15 protein-coding genes are annotated in these 17,490 nt (G+C 44.9%); 5 read left to right on the forward strand and 10 right to left on the reverse strand.

The window, feature by feature from the left end:
* Positions 1 to 225: 225 nt before the first annotated feature.
* Both B3K91_RS00060 and B3K91_RS00065 read left to right on the forward strand, forming a co-directional pair.
* Positions 226 to 984 (forward strand): SagB/ThcOx family dehydrogenase, encoded by a 759-nt coding sequence (locus B3K91_RS00060; protein ID WP_099829531.1) that lies wholly within the window; start codon positions 226 to 228, stop codon positions 982 to 984.
* A 1-nt stretch (position 985) separates the two neighbouring features.
* Positions 986 to 1,429, forward strand: a complete 444-nt coding sequence (locus B3K91_RS00065; protein ID WP_292591775.1) for a hypothetical protein — start codon at positions 986 to 988, stop codon at positions 1,427 to 1,429.
* A 241-nt stretch (positions 1,430 to 1,670) separates the two neighbouring features.
* Here B3K91_RS00065 and B3K91_RS00070 read toward each other — a convergent pair whose 3' ends face one another.
* The 4 genes from B3K91_RS00070 to B3K91_RS00085 form a co-directional block, all read right to left on the reverse strand.
* Positions 1,671 to 3,053, reverse strand: a complete 1,383-nt coding sequence (locus B3K91_RS00070; protein WP_292591773.1) for a sensor histidine kinase — start codon at positions 3,051 to 3,053, stop codon at positions 1,671 to 1,673.
* A gap of 4 nt (positions 3,054 to 3,057) precedes the next feature.
* A complete protein-coding gene (locus B3K91_RS00075) occupies positions 3,058 to 3,723 on the reverse strand; it encodes a response regulator transcription factor (RefSeq protein WP_165775351.1) in 666 nt (221 codons plus the stop codon).
* Positions 3,724 to 3,803: 80 nt separating this feature from the next.
* Positions 3,804 to 5,492 (reverse strand): alpha/beta hydrolase-fold protein, encoded by a 1,689-nt coding sequence (locus B3K91_RS00080; RefSeq protein WP_214079719.1) that lies wholly within the window; start codon positions 5,490 to 5,492, stop codon positions 3,804 to 3,806.
* 395 nt (positions 5,493 to 5,887) lie between these two features.
* The gene (locus B3K91_RS00085; protein ID WP_099829535.1) at positions 5,888 to 6,127 is read right to left on the reverse strand and encodes a chemotaxis protein; all 240 of its coding nucleotides are present in this window, start codon (positions 6,125 to 6,127) and stop codon (positions 5,888 to 5,890) included.
* Positions 6,128 to 6,498: 371 nt separating this feature from the next.
* Here B3K91_RS00085 and B3K91_RS00090 point away from each other — a divergent pair, with 371 nt between their 5' ends.
* From B3K91_RS00090 to B3K91_RS00100, 3 genes are all read left to right on the forward strand, one after another.
* The gene (locus B3K91_RS00090) at positions 6,499 to 7,356 is read left to right on the forward strand and encodes a damage-control phosphatase ARMT1 family protein (RefSeq protein WP_214060066.1); all 858 of its coding nucleotides are present in this window, start codon (positions 6,499 to 6,501) and stop codon (positions 7,354 to 7,356) included.
* A gap of 1 nt (position 7,357) precedes the next feature.
* Positions 7,358 to 9,703, forward strand: a complete 2,346-nt coding sequence (locus tag B3K91_RS00095) for an Orn/Lys/Arg decarboxylase N-terminal domain-containing protein (RefSeq protein WP_214079720.1) — start codon at positions 7,358 to 7,360, stop codon at positions 9,701 to 9,703.
* Between the two features lie 96 nt (positions 9,704 to 9,799).
* Positions 9,800 to 10,741: an inorganic phosphate transporter gene (locus B3K91_RS00100; RefSeq protein ID WP_292593263.1), complete on the forward strand. Its 942-nt coding sequence runs from the start codon at positions 9,800 to 9,802 to the stop codon at positions 10,739 to 10,741.
* Between the two features lie 202 nt (positions 10,742 to 10,943).
* Here the strand turns inward: B3K91_RS00100 and B3K91_RS00105 are convergent, their stop codons facing one another.
* The 6 genes from B3K91_RS00105 to B3K91_RS00130 form a co-directional block, all read right to left on the reverse strand.
* Positions 10,944 to 11,648 (reverse strand): nitroreductase family protein, encoded by a 705-nt coding sequence (locus B3K91_RS00105; protein ID WP_099829539.1) that lies wholly within the window; start codon positions 11,646 to 11,648, stop codon positions 10,944 to 10,946.
* Between the two features lie 222 nt (positions 11,649 to 11,870).
* Positions 11,871 to 12,407, reverse strand: a complete 537-nt coding sequence (locus tag B3K91_RS00110) for a flavodoxin family protein (RefSeq protein ID WP_214079721.1) — start codon at positions 12,405 to 12,407, stop codon at positions 11,871 to 11,873.
* Positions 12,408 to 13,156: 749 nt separating this feature from the next.
* On the reverse strand, positions 13,157 to 13,699 hold the full coding sequence (locus B3K91_RS00115) for a hypothetical protein (RefSeq protein ID WP_214079722.1): 543 nt from the start codon (positions 13,697 to 13,699) through the stop codon (positions 13,157 to 13,159).
* A 347-nt stretch (positions 13,700 to 14,046) separates the two neighbouring features.
* The gene (locus tag B3K91_RS00120; protein ID WP_214079723.1) at positions 14,047 to 15,780 is read right to left on the reverse strand and encodes a hypothetical protein; all 1,734 of its coding nucleotides are present in this window, start codon (positions 15,778 to 15,780) and stop codon (positions 14,047 to 14,049) included.
* Positions 15,749 to 16,048: a hypothetical protein gene (locus B3K91_RS00125; RefSeq protein ID WP_214079724.1), complete on the reverse strand. Its 300-nt coding sequence runs from the start codon at positions 16,046 to 16,048 to the stop codon at positions 15,749 to 15,751. The genes B3K91_RS00120 and B3K91_RS00125 overlap by 32 nt, the downstream gene beginning before the upstream one ends.
* Positions 16,049 to 16,124: 76 nt before the next feature.
* Positions 16,125 to 16,631 carry a PulJ/GspJ family protein gene (locus B3K91_RS00130; RefSeq protein ID WP_214079725.1) on the reverse strand — a complete coding sequence of 169 codons (507 nt, stop codon included), beginning with the start codon at positions 16,629 to 16,631 and terminating at the stop codon, positions 16,125 to 16,127.
* Between the last annotated feature and the right edge of the window lie 859 nt (positions 16,632 to 17,490).

The following is a 17,490-nucleotide window of genomic DNA, read 5'->3' on the forward strand; positions in this document are numbered from 1 at the left end:
CGGCTGACGGAGGACCGCTCTTACAGCGTTCAGCGGGTCCTCGTTCTTAAGCGTACAGCGGGCTCTTCGGTGGACGGCGGACCGTTGACGGCCAACGTTGTCTTCGTCAGCGACCAGCATATAGCGGCTCTTGTTGAAAAGCTCTGATTAGATTTGCAAGTCTGTCCTTCACTTTTTTGCTGCTGTGCTACACTTATTTATATGAATCGAAGGAGGCGAGCTCTCATGATGACAAGAAAGGAAGGAAGAGCTTTCTTGAGCAACAAGATATGGCAAGAAGTCAATAGAGAGATGAACAAGACAGATCAGATGAAGGGACTGCCGCAGCCCTCTCTTGAGAAGAGCTCGGAGGGTTACGACCTTATTAGTCTTCCTGACCCAAACTCAACTCACCTTATAATGAAGGATTTGAGAGAGATAGTTTTTTCTAGAGAAAGCAGAAGAGTCTACTCGGATGAGAAGTTGTCGCTTGAGGCTTTGTCTTTTCTTCTCTGGTCTTCTCAGGGTGTAAAAGCAGTGATGAAAAACAACTATGCGACGTTGCGAACTGTCCCGTCTGCTGGAGCAAGGCACCCGTTTGAGACATACATATTCGTTAGACTGGTAAAAGGGTTGAAGAGAGGCCTTTATCGTTACGTCGCCTTGTCTCACTCTTTGGTTTTGGAGAAGGAAGGCGACTTCGCCAGTGAAGTTGCTGATGCCGCTCTAGGCCAGAAGTTCGTTGGACATTGCGCTGCAACTTTCGTATGGTCGGTCATCCCCTACAGGACAGAGTGGAGATACGACCTGACATCATACAAACCAATCCTTCTGGACGCAGGTCATATCTGCCAGAATCTATACCTTGCCTGTGAGGCCCTAAACCTTGGAACATGCGCCATTGCAGCTTACGATCAGGAGAAGATCGATAAGTTGATAGGTCTAGATGGTTATGACGAATTTGTCATTTACATGGCTCCGGTAGGAAAACCAAAGAGGTATTGAAATGGGCATATCAGAGCATGAACAATCAATATTGGCGAAGATATACGACAAAGTTCTCGGGAGAGAAAAGAGATACTTCTCTGTTGACGAGTTGATTAGGGAAGTCGGAGGTTGTCCCGGCGAAGTGAACGAAAGCCTGAATATACTAGTGGATGAAGAACTGATCGAGATCAAGCCTTTCAGAATGGGCAGGATTACTCACAAGGGGATTCTTCAAGTTGAAGGAGGCGGGATCCCTGACAAGGAAAAGCAAAGACAGGCGGTGATCTTGAAGCTCAAGGAGTTGACCTCAAACGATCCCGATATCTATGTAAACATAGACGCTTTGGCCGGGGAGCTGAACATGTTGAGGTACGAGTTATTTGATATCTTAAGCTTCCTTCAAGCCGAGGGAATGCTTAAGATTCATTCCAGGATGTCGGTGTCACTCCCTCGGAGAGACTAGAATAATAGAAGCCAGTCACCTGGCTTCTATTTTGGGGATGATGAAAAGGGCTTTTTTCATTTTTCCAGAATGGGAGCCTGTCTTGCTATCGCCTTGCCGGAGTAGCTTGATTCATTTCCAGGCTCCCCTTCCCGCAATTGCTTGATCTACATCTGTGTACGGGGATCACATCTATGTGAAACTTCTATCGCTGCTGCAACCAAATATAAATCGGAGAGATTAGAGAAGAATTAGACTCAGATTAGAGTTTTCTAATTTTCAAGGGGAGAGTCACTCTGAATATAGATCCCTGCTGAGATGAGCTCTTTACAGTTATCGTTCCGTTGTGAGCCTTTACTATCTCCTGAGCTATAGACAGCCCAAGTCCTGTGCCCCTTGTCTCAGATCTCGCCTTGTCAACTCTATAGAACCTGTCGAATATCTTGTCAATCTCATCTGCCGGTATTCCTATTCCATTGTCTTCTATGAGAATTTCGACTTCTTCTCTTGACTGGTCTTTCTCTCCGGATATCCTTATCTGGCCGCCCTCGGGGGTGTACTTTATCGCATTATCCACGAGATTGAAGATTGCTCTAGAAAGCTTTTGTCGATCGCCTGCTATCTCAAGGTCAGAAGGAATTTCCGTCATAATATGTATGTTCTTTTCTTTGGCGAGGACTGCTATCGTGTCAAGAACATCTTCGATTAAGACCCCTGCTGGAAAGACTTTGTAATCACCTTTTTGAAGGCTATTCTCAAGCCGCGTGATTACAAGAAGATCATCTATAATACTGCTAAGTCTTTCAATTTCGTTCTGAATCTGAACAAGCGCATTCACATATTCATCGGAATCCCTATCTCTGTGAAGTGTAACGTCCACAATACTTCTAATCGCTGTCAAAGGCGTTCTCAACTCATGCGCCGCATCAGACGTGAACTGTCTTTGCTTCTTGACGGATTCTTCAAGTCTCTCGAGCATTCCGTCAAAAGTACTGGCGAGATGTCCTAGCTCGTCATTTGGCAAAGTCAGGTTGAGCCTCTTGTTGAGTTTTTCAACACTGATCTCTTCTGCAAGCAGCGTAATTCTCTCCACGGGCTCAAGCGATTTCTTTGCCATGTAAAACCCGCCAAGCACTGCAAGAATAATTATCGTAGGTCCGAGAATCAGCATCAACCTGGACAGTCGGAAGAGGGCAATTCTGACACTCGAAAGAGATTCTCCCACCTGCATCCATCCCCACTGACCAATCTTAACGGTGAAAATCCTCCAGACGCCCACAGATGTAGAGACTGTAGTGAATTCCCTGTCAGAAAGCTCTAATGAGGCCTTTAGAATTCCAAACGGCCCAAAACCCTCAACAATGTTTCCCGATCCATCCATCAACCTGACAGCGAATCCTTCGGCAAGTAACCTGTTACTGAGAGATTCCATTTCGACGGTCTTCCTGAATATCGGAAGATCCTGGACGATCTCGATATTTGCAAGGAGCTGCGAAGATACGATTCTCAATGACGAATCGGCTTCGCTATGAAGCTGTGCGCTGAGAATCGCATAGATCGAAACGCTAAACGCAAATAGAATAACACCCAGGAAAAGGACGTACCAGAGAGTCAGCTTTATCCTGATAGGAACTATCTTTTTCATCGTATCAACCTAGCCTGTAACCGAAGCCTCTAACAGTGTTGATTAGCTTTGTGGAGAAAGGATCGTCAATCTTTTTTCTCAAATATCTTATGTAGACATCGACGACGTTCGAATCACTGAAAAAATCTTGATCCCAGACGCTTTCTGCGATCTGTGTCCTGCTCAGAACCTGATGAGCATTTCTTGCAAGATACTCCAGAAGCCTGTACTCTTTGGGTGAAAGCTCAATCTCCACGTCATCCCTTCGTACCATATGAGAGACAGTATCTATAGACAAGTCCCCGACTCTCAAAACCCTTTCGAAAGTTTCACGTGGCCTGCGAAGCAACGCATTGATCCTTGCAAGCAGTTCCTTGAATGCAAATGGTTTTACGAGATAGTCATCCGCTCCCGTGTTAAGCCCCTTAACCCGCTCGTCTACAGAATCCAGAGCAGTCAACATGAGAACAGGTGTGTAATTACCGCTTGCTCTCAGTTCACTGCAGACTTCGAAACCATTTTTGCCAGGCAAAAGAATGTCCAGAACTATTACTTCATATTGGTTTGATGAAGCTAGTTCCAGGGCTTCATTTCCACTTCTCGCTGCATCCACTGCGAAGCCCTCCTCTTTCAAACCCTTCTGAAGAAAGGCAGATATCGTTGCCTCGTCTTCGACTATTAGAATCCTCAGAAGAACACCTCCTGAATAAAGAAGCCGGAGGGTTTCCCCTCCGGTCAATTCTAGCATCCCTCTTCTTTATGTTGGAGTATCTAGTAGATCCAGTTCTTTTCTGCTTCCTCCGGAGCGGTTTCCTTCATGTAGTCTGAAAGCTGTGCAAGCCATTCCTGGAGAGCAAGTGCCTTGCTGGGGTCGGCTGGACTCCAGCCTTTCCATCCGTGACCCTGGTTCGGGCCGAAATCGAAAGTCATGTCGGAAACCGGGTTCTCCATTTTCTCCATAGCGTCTTTCAGGAGATAGACTGCCTCATTGAGGTAGTAGTTGTCCATATCACCAACTGCAACATGCACATCACCGGCTATCTTGGGACCTATCTCTTCCCAGTTTTCCTGAAGAATGTAGTTGAGATCGTAATTCTTCTTCCAGTAATCGGCAACTTTCTTGTTTATTTCTCCACTTACCTGATCCCAAATCGGCTGAGGGAATCCGTCAGCGCCAACGGGACTGTAAGTTGATTCCCAAACTGACCACTGCCCGCCAGATCTGTTGCTCGGTCCAGCAGCCATTTCGAAGTAGTTCTCCTGCTTCACGGTGAATCTGATGTTACCATGAGTATCTCTTGCACTCGGTCTTTCGGTCTTTATCCAGCCAAAGTCGGAGTAATAAGCATTGTCATCGTTGTAGATGTTGATCAACTGATAATAATTGAAGTCGACTCCATCGGGATACCAGACGTATGTTCTTCCAAAAAAGTCAGGGTAGAAGACTTTCATGGCAAGGGCTTCCCATCCTCCGGTAGATCCGCCTGCAAGAATTCTTGCCCATTTCTCGGGAATCATTCGGAACTGGCTTTCGAGATAAGGTATGAGTTCTTCTGTTATTGCAGTCCCGTATGGGCCAGAGTTCGCCGAGTCGACGGAATAAGATGTGTCGTAGTAAGGTGTGGCATCTCTGAACGATACGGCTATGAATCTTGCATTTCCTTCCTCATTCCAGAACTTATATACGTCGTTGTTCACTCTAAATCCCACCGGAGCACTGCCTCCAGGGAAGTGTCCCTGATAGTAGATCACCGGATAATACACATCAGGATTGTCGTAGTAACCTTCGGGGAGAAGGACATTGGCTCCAATATACATATCTTTGCCCCAGAACTCGGAAACAACATCGCTCTTGATCTTTATGTACTTCACCCATTCAGTATCTGAGTAATTCCCCTGCTGAAGCACCATGCCTGGCTCTAGTTCATAATCGGGCATTATCACTTCTGTGATAGCCAGTTTCACTGTACCGGGATTTGCCGGATCAAGATAGATCTTCTTGGTCTTGCTTTTTGCATTGCCAACTGATTCCCAGAACCACTGCCCGTCTCCAGTGTCATCGTGCATGAGTATGGTATGACCGTCGGCTCTAGCAAAGGTCGTGTATACATTTACAAAAGCCTGTACAAAGTATTCTCCGGCCGGTAGTTCCGATATCTCAATTGGATAACCTGCCACAGCCATATCTCCATCTGAGATCTCCACTACCGATTCAGATGTCATATCGAAGACATCCTTTCCCCAGAACGGAACTCCTCTTACATCTGTCTGCAAGCTAGGTTCTCTAGAAGAATCCTTGCTGACAATTACGAGTACTCGTCCGTTGATCGGTGTCTCTAAACCTAGAGACGCTACTGTATCCAGTGCGTCCTGGCTTATTGATACTTCGAAAGTAAGTGAAAACGCTGTAATGCTTATGAAAAGAATTATAAGAAGAGTAAGTATACTCTTTTTAACCATATTTCCCACCTCCATGAGAATGTAAGCAATTGTCAAATTCCTCTTGCCTGCTGCAAGTTAGAACAATCAAATAGGATAAATCCAGTTACAAGAATAGTTATCAGGATGCTAGCTCTTCTAGAAGTTTTTCAGTTAGAAGCAAGGACGACGAGCGCGGAGAGAAAGGCGAGCACCTTTTTCTGAGGAAAGAACAACGTGATTAGAAAAATGAAGACTTTGAATACCTATACAAACAACTGAACAAGGGTTTAGTTCCATTCTTACCTCCTTTTCTCCGACTTGCGTCTGGTAGATCCTTGTTATTATACACTGCCTGAGGTACTGTCGGAACACTATGCGCGATTATTCACATCATCTTCTGTTTTCCGTTGCTTTACTCGCCTTTAGCCTTACATTCACTGCCTTCTTCCATGACAAAAACTATCAAAGTCCTTGAAGTCGATATAGTCGCGAACTCTCTGGAGAGAAGCCCAGATAAAGTCTTCGAAAAGCTTCGCATCATCTTCGCTGTTCAGTTCCTCAACAACATCTTCTTGCTCCGATGGACGTGTAGCGATGTATCGACTCCCTACTGCCCTGTAATTTGAGTACAGATTGAAATTGAAAATACCATTTTCTTTTGATCTGTAATACACTGCTAACACCTCCTGTAATGCAGAACAATTATATCATGCTGTGTAACAAGCGTGGTTGGGGGCCGCAGGTAGGGGGTAGGAAAGAGCAAAGGAACTGGTTATGAGTTGAGGGTTATCCGTTCTCCGAAAGAGCAATCGAGAAAGAGCATTGGCGAGACGTTCGCATCGCTCACGAGAAGGCGAGTGAAAACTCAGTCGCTGCTGAAATTAGACGCAAGGCGCCGAAAGAACATCGGCGGACGCAATGCTGCCTTCTGCAGGAGGCGAGGCCGACTACGTCGGGAAGTTCCCCTCCAGGCTAGACCTACAAGTCAAATCGGGTAGAAGTCTCGCTCAACAAAACACTGTATAATTCAGTGTGAGGTGATTGAATGAAGATAGATCTTAGGTGCATCCCCTGCAATCTGAGCAGTTTGCTACGGATTCTAGACGTTAATAACGCTGGAGAGGAAGAGAAGAAACAGGTTGTTAGAACCTTTCTCAAAGAGGTTGCGGAGATGGATTGGTCAGATACTCCTATAGATATCGGCAGAAAGGTCGGAGAGGCGTTGAAACCTCTCTTTGGCAACCATGACGCTTTCAGGGACGTCAAGAGACTTTCAAACAGAAGTCTTATGGAAATATACGACGATCTTAAGGAGGAACTCCTCAAGCTTGACGATCCTTTGTTAGGAGCGCTGAAACTATCGGTAGCCGGTAATATTATAGATGTTGCTCCTGGTCATAAGATAGACATTCATAAGACAATGAAGGATGCACTGTCGAGACCTTTCGCAATAGATGATCTAGAAGAGCTAGCGCAAAGGATACGAAGCACCGACTCGCTTCTCATAGTCGGTGATAACTGTGGCGAAGCTGTTCTCGATAAACTTCTGCTAGAACTCTCCGGAGTGCCGAACAGCTACTTCTCGGTAAGAACAATACCGGCTCTTAATGACATAACGATGCGAGAGGCCCTTGAAATAGGCATGGACGAAGTAGCAACGATAATCGATTCTGGAGCAGATGCACCTGGCGCTCAGGAAAAGACTATGCAGAGAGGTTTTTTCGATGTTTATTCCAGGGCCGATGTAGTAATCTCTAAAGGACAGGGCAATCTAGAAGGTTTAAGCTCGGCAAAACGCGAGATCTTCTTTTTGCTTATGGCCAAGTGCGATGTAATCGGCAGCTTTCTCGGAGTACCGAAGGGTTCGTTTGTTGCCTACAGAAAGGCAGAATCGAGGGGATAGAATGGAGCTGTTCAAGGACTTTCCTGTTCTGGTAGTTGACGATGACTTACTTTCAGAAAACACTGGGGGGAGAGCGACAAGAGAGATCATAAGAGAGCTTCAGAAGCGAGGCTTTTCAGTCATAGAGTCTTACTCAGGCTACGACTGTAGAATTGAGTTCATGTCTCATTCAAATGTCAGCTGTGTTTTGCTCGACTGGGATCTTGTGATCAAACCAGATGCTGAGTTTCTAGGCCCGGGAGAGATAATCGAGATAATCCGCGGAAGGAATATGCTTATTCCCATATTCCTCATGACTGAGAAACTAAAAGTTATGGAGATTCCTCTCGAAATAATCAGTCAGATCGATGGCTACGTTTGGAAGCTCGAAGACAGTCCCTCTTTCATCGCGGGAAGAATTGAGGAAGCAACAGAGCGCTACATGGACGAACTGCAGCCCCCCTTTCTGAAAGAGCTCATACGATACGTGGATGAATTCAAGTACTCGTGGCACACCCCCGGTCACAGCGGAGGAGAGGCTTTCCTCAAGTCATCTACCGGGAAGATCTTCCATAACTTCTTCGGGGAGAACATTTTCAGGAGCGACTTATCCGTTTCGGTGCCGGAACTTGGCTCTCTCCTCGAGCATACAGAAGCCATCGGAGAATCGGAAAAGTCTGCTGCCAAGATTTTCGGTTCCGACGAGACATATTTTGTGACGAACGGTACCTCAACATCCAACAAGATCGTCTTCCATTATTGTGTGACCCCGGGGGACATTGTCCTTATAGATCGGAACTGCCACAAGTCGATTATGCATTCAATAATAATGACAGGTGCGATACCAATCTACCTCACGCCTAGCAGAAACTCTTTAGGAATTATCGGGCCGATCCATGAAGAGGATTTTGAATGGAGTGAAATCGAAAAGGCAATAAATGAAAGCCCTCTCGTGGAAGACAAAGAGAACTACAGAATAAAACTTGCTGTAATCACTAATTCGACATATGACGGCCTCTGTTACAACGCGAAAACCATCCTCGACAAGCTTGAAAAGATTGTGGATTTCGTTCTCTTCGATGAGGCATGGTACGCCTATGCGAAATTCCATAGAATGTATATGAGCCGCTTCGGAATGTCACCAGACATTGACAGAGAAAAATCTCCGGTGGTCTTCTCTACGCACTCCACTCATAAGCTACTGGCTGCCTTCTCTCAAGGCTCTATGATACATGTAAAGGACGGTAGAAAAAGGGTAGATCATGGAAGATTCAACGAGGCATACATGATGCACATGTCTACTTCGCCTCAATATGCGATCATCGCTTCCCTGGATGTAGCGGCAAAGATGATGGCCGGAAACGCAGGCAAATTCCTTATTGACGAGACGATTCAGGAGGCAATCATTTTCAGAAAGAAGATGAAGCATCTGAAGGAAGAAATCGAGTCCAAAGAATCAGAGCGAAAGAGACGCTGGTGGCTCGAGATCTGGCAGCCGGAAAAGGTCTCGATTGGGACAGAAGACGGGCAAAGAAAGACCTTCGATCTCGAAGACATCGATGAATCGATTCTCAAGGACAGACCTGACTGCTGGTATCTCAAAGCAAACGAAGACTGGCATGGATTCGGAAAGCTTGAGAACGACTACGTCCTTCTCGATCCGATAAAAGTGACCGTTATGACCCCGGGAATAACGAGACAAGGTCGGATGAGGGATTGGGGAATCCCAGCAACGATAGTCACAACTTTCCTTAGAGACAGGGGAATAGTAGTTGAGAAATCGGGTCATTACTCATTCCTGATACTCTTCTCCCTCGGGCTGACAAAGGGAAAGTCTGGAACTCTGCTCGCAGAGCTCTTCACTTTCAAGAAGCTCTTCGATGAGGACGCTCCTCTGGATGATGTATTTCCCGATATCGTCAGAGAGTTCCCAAAGAAATATGGAAAGATGACCCTTCAGGAGCTTTGCAGACAGATGCATGAATACCTCCGAAAGGTCAAGATAACCAAGGTCTTGAAGGATGTTTACTCTCGGAATCCCCAGCAGGTTATGCTTCCGTCCAAAGCCTATTCAGAGTTGGTTAACGACAATACTGAACTGGTCAGAATCCGTGAGCTGCAAAACAGAATCTCAGCTGTAATGGTCGTTCCTTACCCTCCGGGAATACCCGTGATAATGCCTGGCGAGAGATATACAGACGACACGAAGAGAATCATCGAATATCTGAATCTCTCGGAGGAGTTCGACAACAAGTTTCCCGGCTTTGAGAACGAGATGCACGGTCTGAAGATGAAGATAGACAGCAACAACAAGAAGAGATACTACACATACTGCTTGAAGGAGATCGAACAGCCAGAAGGCGAATAGGCGATGACATTCGCTCCTGTAACGCATACACCACATAAGTAAATACATCTGTTTGGTGCTATAATCCTTTTTATCACTGATTATGAAGGGATCGGCGTGTTCCTAGCATTTCTGCCTGCTGTCTTCTTTGGATGGACTCTCGGAAGGAATGACGCAGCCAATATATACGGTACAACCGTAACAAGTGGAATTCTTAAATACAGATCAGCTGCGCTGATCTCAAGCTTTGCTGTGCTTGTTGGAGCTATTCTGGGTGGGGCCGGTGGAATGCAAACTCTCTCCAGCCTCAGCTCTCACACATTGCTCTCTGCTTCAGTCAACGCAGCGGCAGCGGGAATCTCCGTTCTCTTGCTTAACAGGCTGGGGTTACCTGTCTCCTCTTCGCAAGCCGTTGTGGGCTCGATAGTTGGCATTGGGCTTCTGAGTGGAAGCGTTGATTGGCTGGTTGTGTTGAAAATAGTCTCTTGCTGGATAACGACTCCACTTGTAGCGGCGATCGTTGCTCTTTTCCTGTATAGACTTATTGGTGTCGCCTTCAAAAGAGTACGTTCAGTTCTTGTTCAGGACATACTCCTTAAATCACTTGCGGTAATTGTTGGTGGCTTCGGTTCATTCGCTCTTGGAGCAAATAACGTTGCAAATATCACAGGAACCTTTGCAGATATCATCGGTGTTGAGAAGGCTGTATTGATTGGAGGGCTGAGCATATCGGCCGGAACTATAATGTTCAGCAAGCGAGTTATGTACACGATCGGGACAAAGATAGTCGCCCTCGAATCGTTCGCTTCGGTTATTGCCTTACTGGCACAATCATTGACCGTCCTAATTTACGCGTTCATTGGGGTTCCCGTTTCGGTTTCGCAGGCAATAGTCGGAGCGGTTATTGGAGTCGGGCTTGCGAGAGGATCGAGAAACTTTGATGCAAGGCTCCTAAAGAGAATTGTCTTTGGATGGGTATCTACTCCCGTAATTTCGGGATTGATCTCAGTTGCCCTTTACACTGCTATCAATTCGATCCTGGCGCTTTTTGGAAGCTGAGCGCCGTCTCCATTGACGTGACAACGCAGCTGCTTACAGGAGAAGAAGTAGGCCCATAATGTGTATAAGCAAAACCATACGGCAAAACCCGTCAAACCGCCTTCAGCTCATCACGTACTCTCCCAAGTGTTGAATATGGGTCACTAGCTATGATCATCAGAACCTGAGGCCTTCCCCTTGAAACATCTCAGAAAAACGAATTTCAGAATGTCAGCAGGTAGCTCCTGAGGCTTATTGGCTCGACTTTTGCATCGTCATTCATTGACTTTGCCATAAGGTACATGTGAGATATCACAACTCCCAGATCGATCGAAATGACATCCTCGTAGATCAGTGGAATCTTCTTCCAGCCGTGAATTGCTATGCTGTTCCTGTCGAGAATCTCAAATCTCCAGGGCTGCCTGTTGAATGAAGAAGGCGACATCCTTCCCGCATTCAAAATATCCTTCATACTTTCATCTATGTACTCTGTCTTGCCAGAAACAATCTCCGCAAACGGCTTTCTATTTGCCTCCCTGAAGAGAAATCTAGAGGCTCTCTCAACAATGTCTCCTTCGCTATTAGCGGGAAAGCCCACGATTATCATGGACAGGTAGTTTGGCAGTCTGGCCCAGCTAGTGGAGAAACCCTTCAGGGTGAGATTAAGAACTATCTGCTCGCCTTCGAAACCGAACCGAATCAGATTGGGAGTAGTGAACTCCTTCAGCTTAGCGAGAACGATTCCTGAACCAGACGGAAACTGCGGAGTGAAATACCATTGCAAAGGAGCATCCGAGTTAAGAGGAATAATGTCTCCAATAGCAGAATCCACTTGTTTCCTTTGCTCAGGAGACAGTTGCTTTTCCTGGAACTTTCTCTGAGTCACTCTTAGGCCGATCGCCTTCATGATCTCCTGTTTGTCTAGCATTCAATCACCTCTTTACATATATTCTATATAATTTGACAATTAAACTCAAGATTAATCATATTACTGGTTTCAATGTGCACAACTGTAACGAAGAGACCAGAGCGCAAATACCTGCATCAAGAGATGCCTGATCCTTCACATTTACCGAAAATAGCAAGCTCTTTTGGAAAAGAAAAACGCCGGGAACAGAACCCGGCATTTGCATCCTATAACGTGGTTCCGCTACAGTCCTTCCCCAAGCTCTCTAGCCCACTCTTTTGCGGTTTCAACGTACTCGTCCAGCCTTGAAGAAGGTGCCTCGAAGTCAATCTCCTGAATCACTTCGTTACCCTTCAATGCCTTCTTGAGATTCTCAAATGCTGCGCCGATCATTCCATCATGTGTACAGAATAGAGCTATCTTCTTTCCCTCCAGCTTGTTTTCTGCGAGAAATGTACTTATCGGCGGCGCATAAGTGAGAGCCCACACGGGACTGCCTATGATTATAAGATCGTAATTGTCAGGATCAAAGCCATATGGCTCAAGTTCAGGCTTGTTATTCATAGTTACCGACTCGCTTCCCCAGATATGCTCCTTGTCAGGATCGTATCCGGGAGTGGTCTCTATTTGCTCGGGATTCTCAACGTGGTGATAATAGGTTCGAGAAAACTCTCCCGTAGGCACCAGCCTTAGAAGGTCAGCATCGATCGAAGAGGCCATAGCTTCTGCAAGAGCTCTTGTACTTTCATCATATGAGAAATAAACAACGATAGACTTCATTCTATTACCTCCCTTCAAAGCTATTATAGCTTGACTTAGCGGCGAAATGAAGCTATCTCGATAAGGGAATCTTCTACTCTCCTCCTGAACAAATGAATCGAGAAAGCATTATGCAATCTACTGGCATTGAGTTTTCAAGATTTGTGTTTTTCTTCAATACAGACTTTTACCGAGGGTCTCATACAGACCTTTTCTAATGCTATAGCGAAGCGCAACGTCAAAAGCAGCCAACAGCTGACAGCAGCTCGCTGTTCGTCGCATCTCAAAGTCGTCAGTATAGAAGCAGGATAACTGCCGATCTTGCACTAAACTTCGCCTGAATAATGACTCGTTATGATAGAGTTTTTGCCTGTGCTTAGAAATAATCGATCGAGCTCCTTCGATACGAAGTATCCTTTAGTAATATCATTATTTAGTAGAGGCGGGTTTTCCGGCTACGGATAATCCGCTTTCGGCTTTCCCGTTTACGGAAAATCGGTTTGCGGATTAATACGGCTCCTACAGAGCGTTTTGTCAATTTCCCTGATCTGCTTTCTCCTATCGTCCAGTACTTCAACATTTGCGCTCTCTGACTACATTGAATCAAGAAAGCAGCATTAAACTGTATTAATCTTTAGAATCAATCGCTCCTTTCTATAGCACACACACAACAAGCACATCACAAGCAACCGATAACAGGATACTGAATCAACATCTCAGGAAAAAGCTGAATCGAAGATGCTAGAGAACATATGAAGCAGGGACGTCGATCAGTAAGTAGTTCCGATAAGCCTCTCGAACCACTCTCGACTTATCACTCTGTAGTGAGGGTGATAACTTCTTTTGTAGTAAGAACTGTGATGTAACAACCGGCCGCTTTCAAGGGCCTCCTTGACTGAAATCGTCGATTCCGGAGTAAATACACTTTCGGGAAGAGAGTCTCTAAGAACCGCTTCTATCCTCTGCCACTCAAGCTTCCAGTCCTCGCGCGTCATTGAGGCACCTACCCTTGAACTTGCTACCAAAGCTCGAAAGAGATCGTCGATCAGAACCTGTCTATTCTTTACAAGAACAAGATTCAGCCTGAAGAAGTTTTCCATATAGCTGACGTCTTGCCAGAGGACTTGATCGAACTCTTCGCAGTCGATTTCCTCCGCAAGGTATCTAAGCGCGACGGCCTGGTCTTCCATCAAGTGCTTCGGACCGAACGTGCCTTGATAAAACAACTTGTAAAGATCGTCGAGCCTTGCTTCGGGATGCAAATCCAGCTCGTGAGAAGCGAGTTCAACAATTCTATTGTCCATTCGAAACATACACTCCCCCTATTTGATTAACTATTATACAGCTATCAATGCTCGATTCAAAAGCCATCGACCGCTATGATGACGCTTTGGCAAGAAATAGCTCAAGAACATCTGGAGAGATCGCCGGAATTTTCTCTGAAGGCCTTATCTCGAGGCTTCGTATTTAATTCTAAGAACTGATCAAATGATTGAAGTGGCACGAAGCCATCTAGCAGGTAATCGCTGTGAGTTTCAATATAAAAGCCCCCGCAATCCGCGAGGGCCCTCTGGGGGTTAACTGTGGCATATAGTACTAGAAGCTAAGAAGAGAATCTCTTCTTCCCCAGACCGAAAAACCTTACTCAATCGTTATTCCGTTACCAGGCTCTAAGTCCAACCAGTGAGAAGACCTTCTTACTAGTACCTCCCGAGTCACCACTAGATGGGACCGTCACAAAGAAGTTCTCAATATAATCGCTACTTCCATCGGTTCCAAAGCTATTCCCAACAACAGATCCAAGAACAAACAGTTGAGAGAGCTTTGTTGTGTAAGTTTTATTGCCCGATATGACCGTTTCTAAATCGGGAAACAAAAAGCTTCCACCCACACAGTTTTCATTGCTTTCATCACACCTCGCAAGGGCTGTGACATCGCCACAAATGGCTCTTACTCCATGCGTTGCATTTCCTTCATTCTGCGTTCCAACTCCGAAAGTGTTAATCACATTTCCACCCAAAGCAGATAGCGAAAGATAGTCCCTGTCCAATTCGAACTGCCTGAAAAGCTCCTCGACCTTTTTAAGTGACATGATGGGCTTTGTCAAAGTGGTCAAATCGTCAGGGCCAGTATTAGGATTATCGCTCTTCCTCGTGGCGATCACAAAATCCTTTGCTGAATCGCCGTAGATAAGATTCGTGTCAATATTTATATCCCCAAATACCGAGATGCTGTATCTCCCATTTATGTAACCAATCATGTGGGGATTTCCGTTTTTATTCACAATATTCACGCTCTTATTGAAGGATAGACTAACAGTGTGATCGGCGGCCTCAATTATTATAGTGTATTTCGTTGTCCCGGAATCCCCTGCCTCACAGGAGACTTCAATAAAATCGTAGTCATTACTCTCTGTTGTTGGGTCCTTGGGAAAAGTAATTGTGTAAGAGTCTGTGGAAGATAGATTGAACGAAATCAGCGAATCTGGCGAGAAAATAGATGTACTATCGGAAAATAAGTTCTTGTTGTCATCTGTGAAAACAATTTGCTTCGACAGATTGTTCAACTGATTTTCCTTATCTTCAAGTAGTGATACAAAATACGAAGCTGAGTCTGTATCTGTGGCGTTATAGCTTGCCTGATCATCTTCTTTTTCTGGAGAAAAAGACACACGATGAGCCGTTAAACCATTAGAGAAAATGTAAGGAAGATCTGAATTAGGGCTATTAATTATTGCATCGCCTAGTAAAATGGCGTGCCCATTGATCCAGTCACCACCCGAGCTAATATAGTCATCATATCCCTTCTGTTTTGTGGTTGTAACTCTGTCAAACTCCCTATCAATATCTCCTAAAATCAATGCAGGAACTTGAGCTAGAGAATCCACCATTGCAAGTCCATATGAATACCTCTTGACAGCGCCTTTCTCCACCCATGAAATGATTGAGAATTTGTCTCCTGATCTACTCACTGCTACCCCTCTATTGTCAAATTCGGCAAGAGGGTTTAAATCAGCAGCTTCTGATAGATTCTCATCTGATAGTAACCACCATGTCCCTGCTCCAACGTCAGACATTGCACTTTGCCACAATACTCCTTCGTATCCTCCTCTAGAGGAAATGAAAGCGACAAATTCACTAAACCCTTCCCACTGGGCCTCCAAAGGTTCGGGCATATCCGAATAGTTTTCTGACAGGAACACTGTAGCTATTTCCACTAGATTGTTCGAACCTACTCTGAGATCCGAAAGTAGTGCGTAGCTATTCAACTGCCTTGATGATCTCTGGATTGAAATTCCGGCAGCAATTATCATCGTCGTAGCAAAAGCCATGAGAATTAACGCTATTGGCAGAATCACACCTCTATTTCGCATAGGGGTCGTATCTATATACATTAAATACCTCCCTTCTTCCTATTCTATTATCTGTGAGCGAGACCTCAAATATCCAGCCCACTATTTTTTCCCCAGGTTTCAGAGCAGTTTTACTGATCACATCAGCTACAACTTGTTCAAACCCAGGATACGTCGAAAGCTCTTCTATAATGCGTTCAATATCATCCTCACTAGAAGCATTCCTCACAATTCCTTCCACAGTTAGTTTTGCTGCATGTATATTTGTGGCTACTTCTAGCCTAGAAGACATAGCCTTGTATTGTAACATTATGGTTACCCCGCCTGTTATGAGGAATGCAATTATGATTAGAACAATCAGAATCTCAGCAGTTGTGAAACCTTTCCTAATAGATCTTCACCGCCCCATTAGATGATTTTGATATACCATAAACAGTAAATGTAGCAGCATAATAGATGTGACTGGAATCTGGTGGAAACTCAAAAGCAAAGTCCTCCAAATTGCCCGCAATGACAGATGATACCTGGTTATTGCTTGCATTATTGTAGAGAAACAACAATTCTCCATCTAAGTAAGTTACTGTCGCAACCGTCTCATCGCCAATGTTTGGAAATCTAGATCTGAGCGATATGGTTTTCGAGTCACTTCTATCAAAATCAATCGCTGTCCAATTTCTCGAAATTATATATCCTAGTCCACTATTCAGTTTCATTATCTCTTCATCTATAGCAAGCTGTGTCTGGACCTGACCGCTGATTCTGAATGTAGAAGTCAGCACAACGTATAAAATCCCCATAATTATCGTCGTGAGAAGCAAAGTAACCATTATCTCAACCATTGTGAGACCCTTGCGCATTTTTGATTTCGTTCGCCTCGATATCAAGAGACTCAAATAGATGATTCCTCCCTTTTCGGCAAAAACAGATTTCTCTTAAAGCAAGCATGAAAGCGTATGATATGCAACAGAAAGTCAACGGTTCTTTGAGGTATCGCTTGTCTACAGAATTAATGAAACTGGTCTTGACTAATCGACCCAAACGATTTTATCACATTATCTTGAACAATCGTTCTCGAAACAAACACCCATGCCAGATCGACCACGTTCTTGAGCAAAACTGGACATCGGATTTCACAGGTCAAGAAGCTATACTCCTGTAAGGTTAATGCAAGAACATGTCACTAATCCACGCAACGGAACTCTTTTTCTTGAAGATCAGTATTCTTTGTCGAGCTCTAAAGGGAGGGATTTGCTCTCAGCTTATTTTCCCTGATGAACTATGTGGATGACTCGCGATGAAATTGATTTCTCAATAGGGAGAGAATGAAAGTTAGTTGGTTCCTCGAATTACAATACGATTCTTCTCGTCTTATTTCAGTGCGGTCTTTGAGCAATACTTGTAGATCCACAGAATTGGCTCTGTGATTAACTTTTGTATCAGTATAGTTTCCCATGTAACAGCTCTGATTTTCCTTGCATTTTGCATCTTGTATGGGGTATCATTATATATTCCATTTCTATGCGAGGGAGCTGACAGTCGAATCGATTAGACGGTTTCTGAGGATAAGATATTTGTAAGAACCTCCTAAGAACTGAGTTGTGAACGCCCGAAAGACCTCCTTATTTCTAATCAGTTCCCTCGTGTTTCCTTGTTTCCCTCTCAGGTTTTCTTCAATTATGACTTCACTAAGACTTTAGATTCGAGAACCACTTCTATAGCTTTGCTCTTATAACTGGTGAGTAGCCCAGGGGG

It is taken from the genome of Mesotoga sp. UBA5847 (assembly GCF_002432735.1).
In the GTDB taxonomy this organism is placed as follows: Bacteria; Thermotogota; Thermotogae; order Petrotogales; family Kosmotogaceae; genus Mesotoga.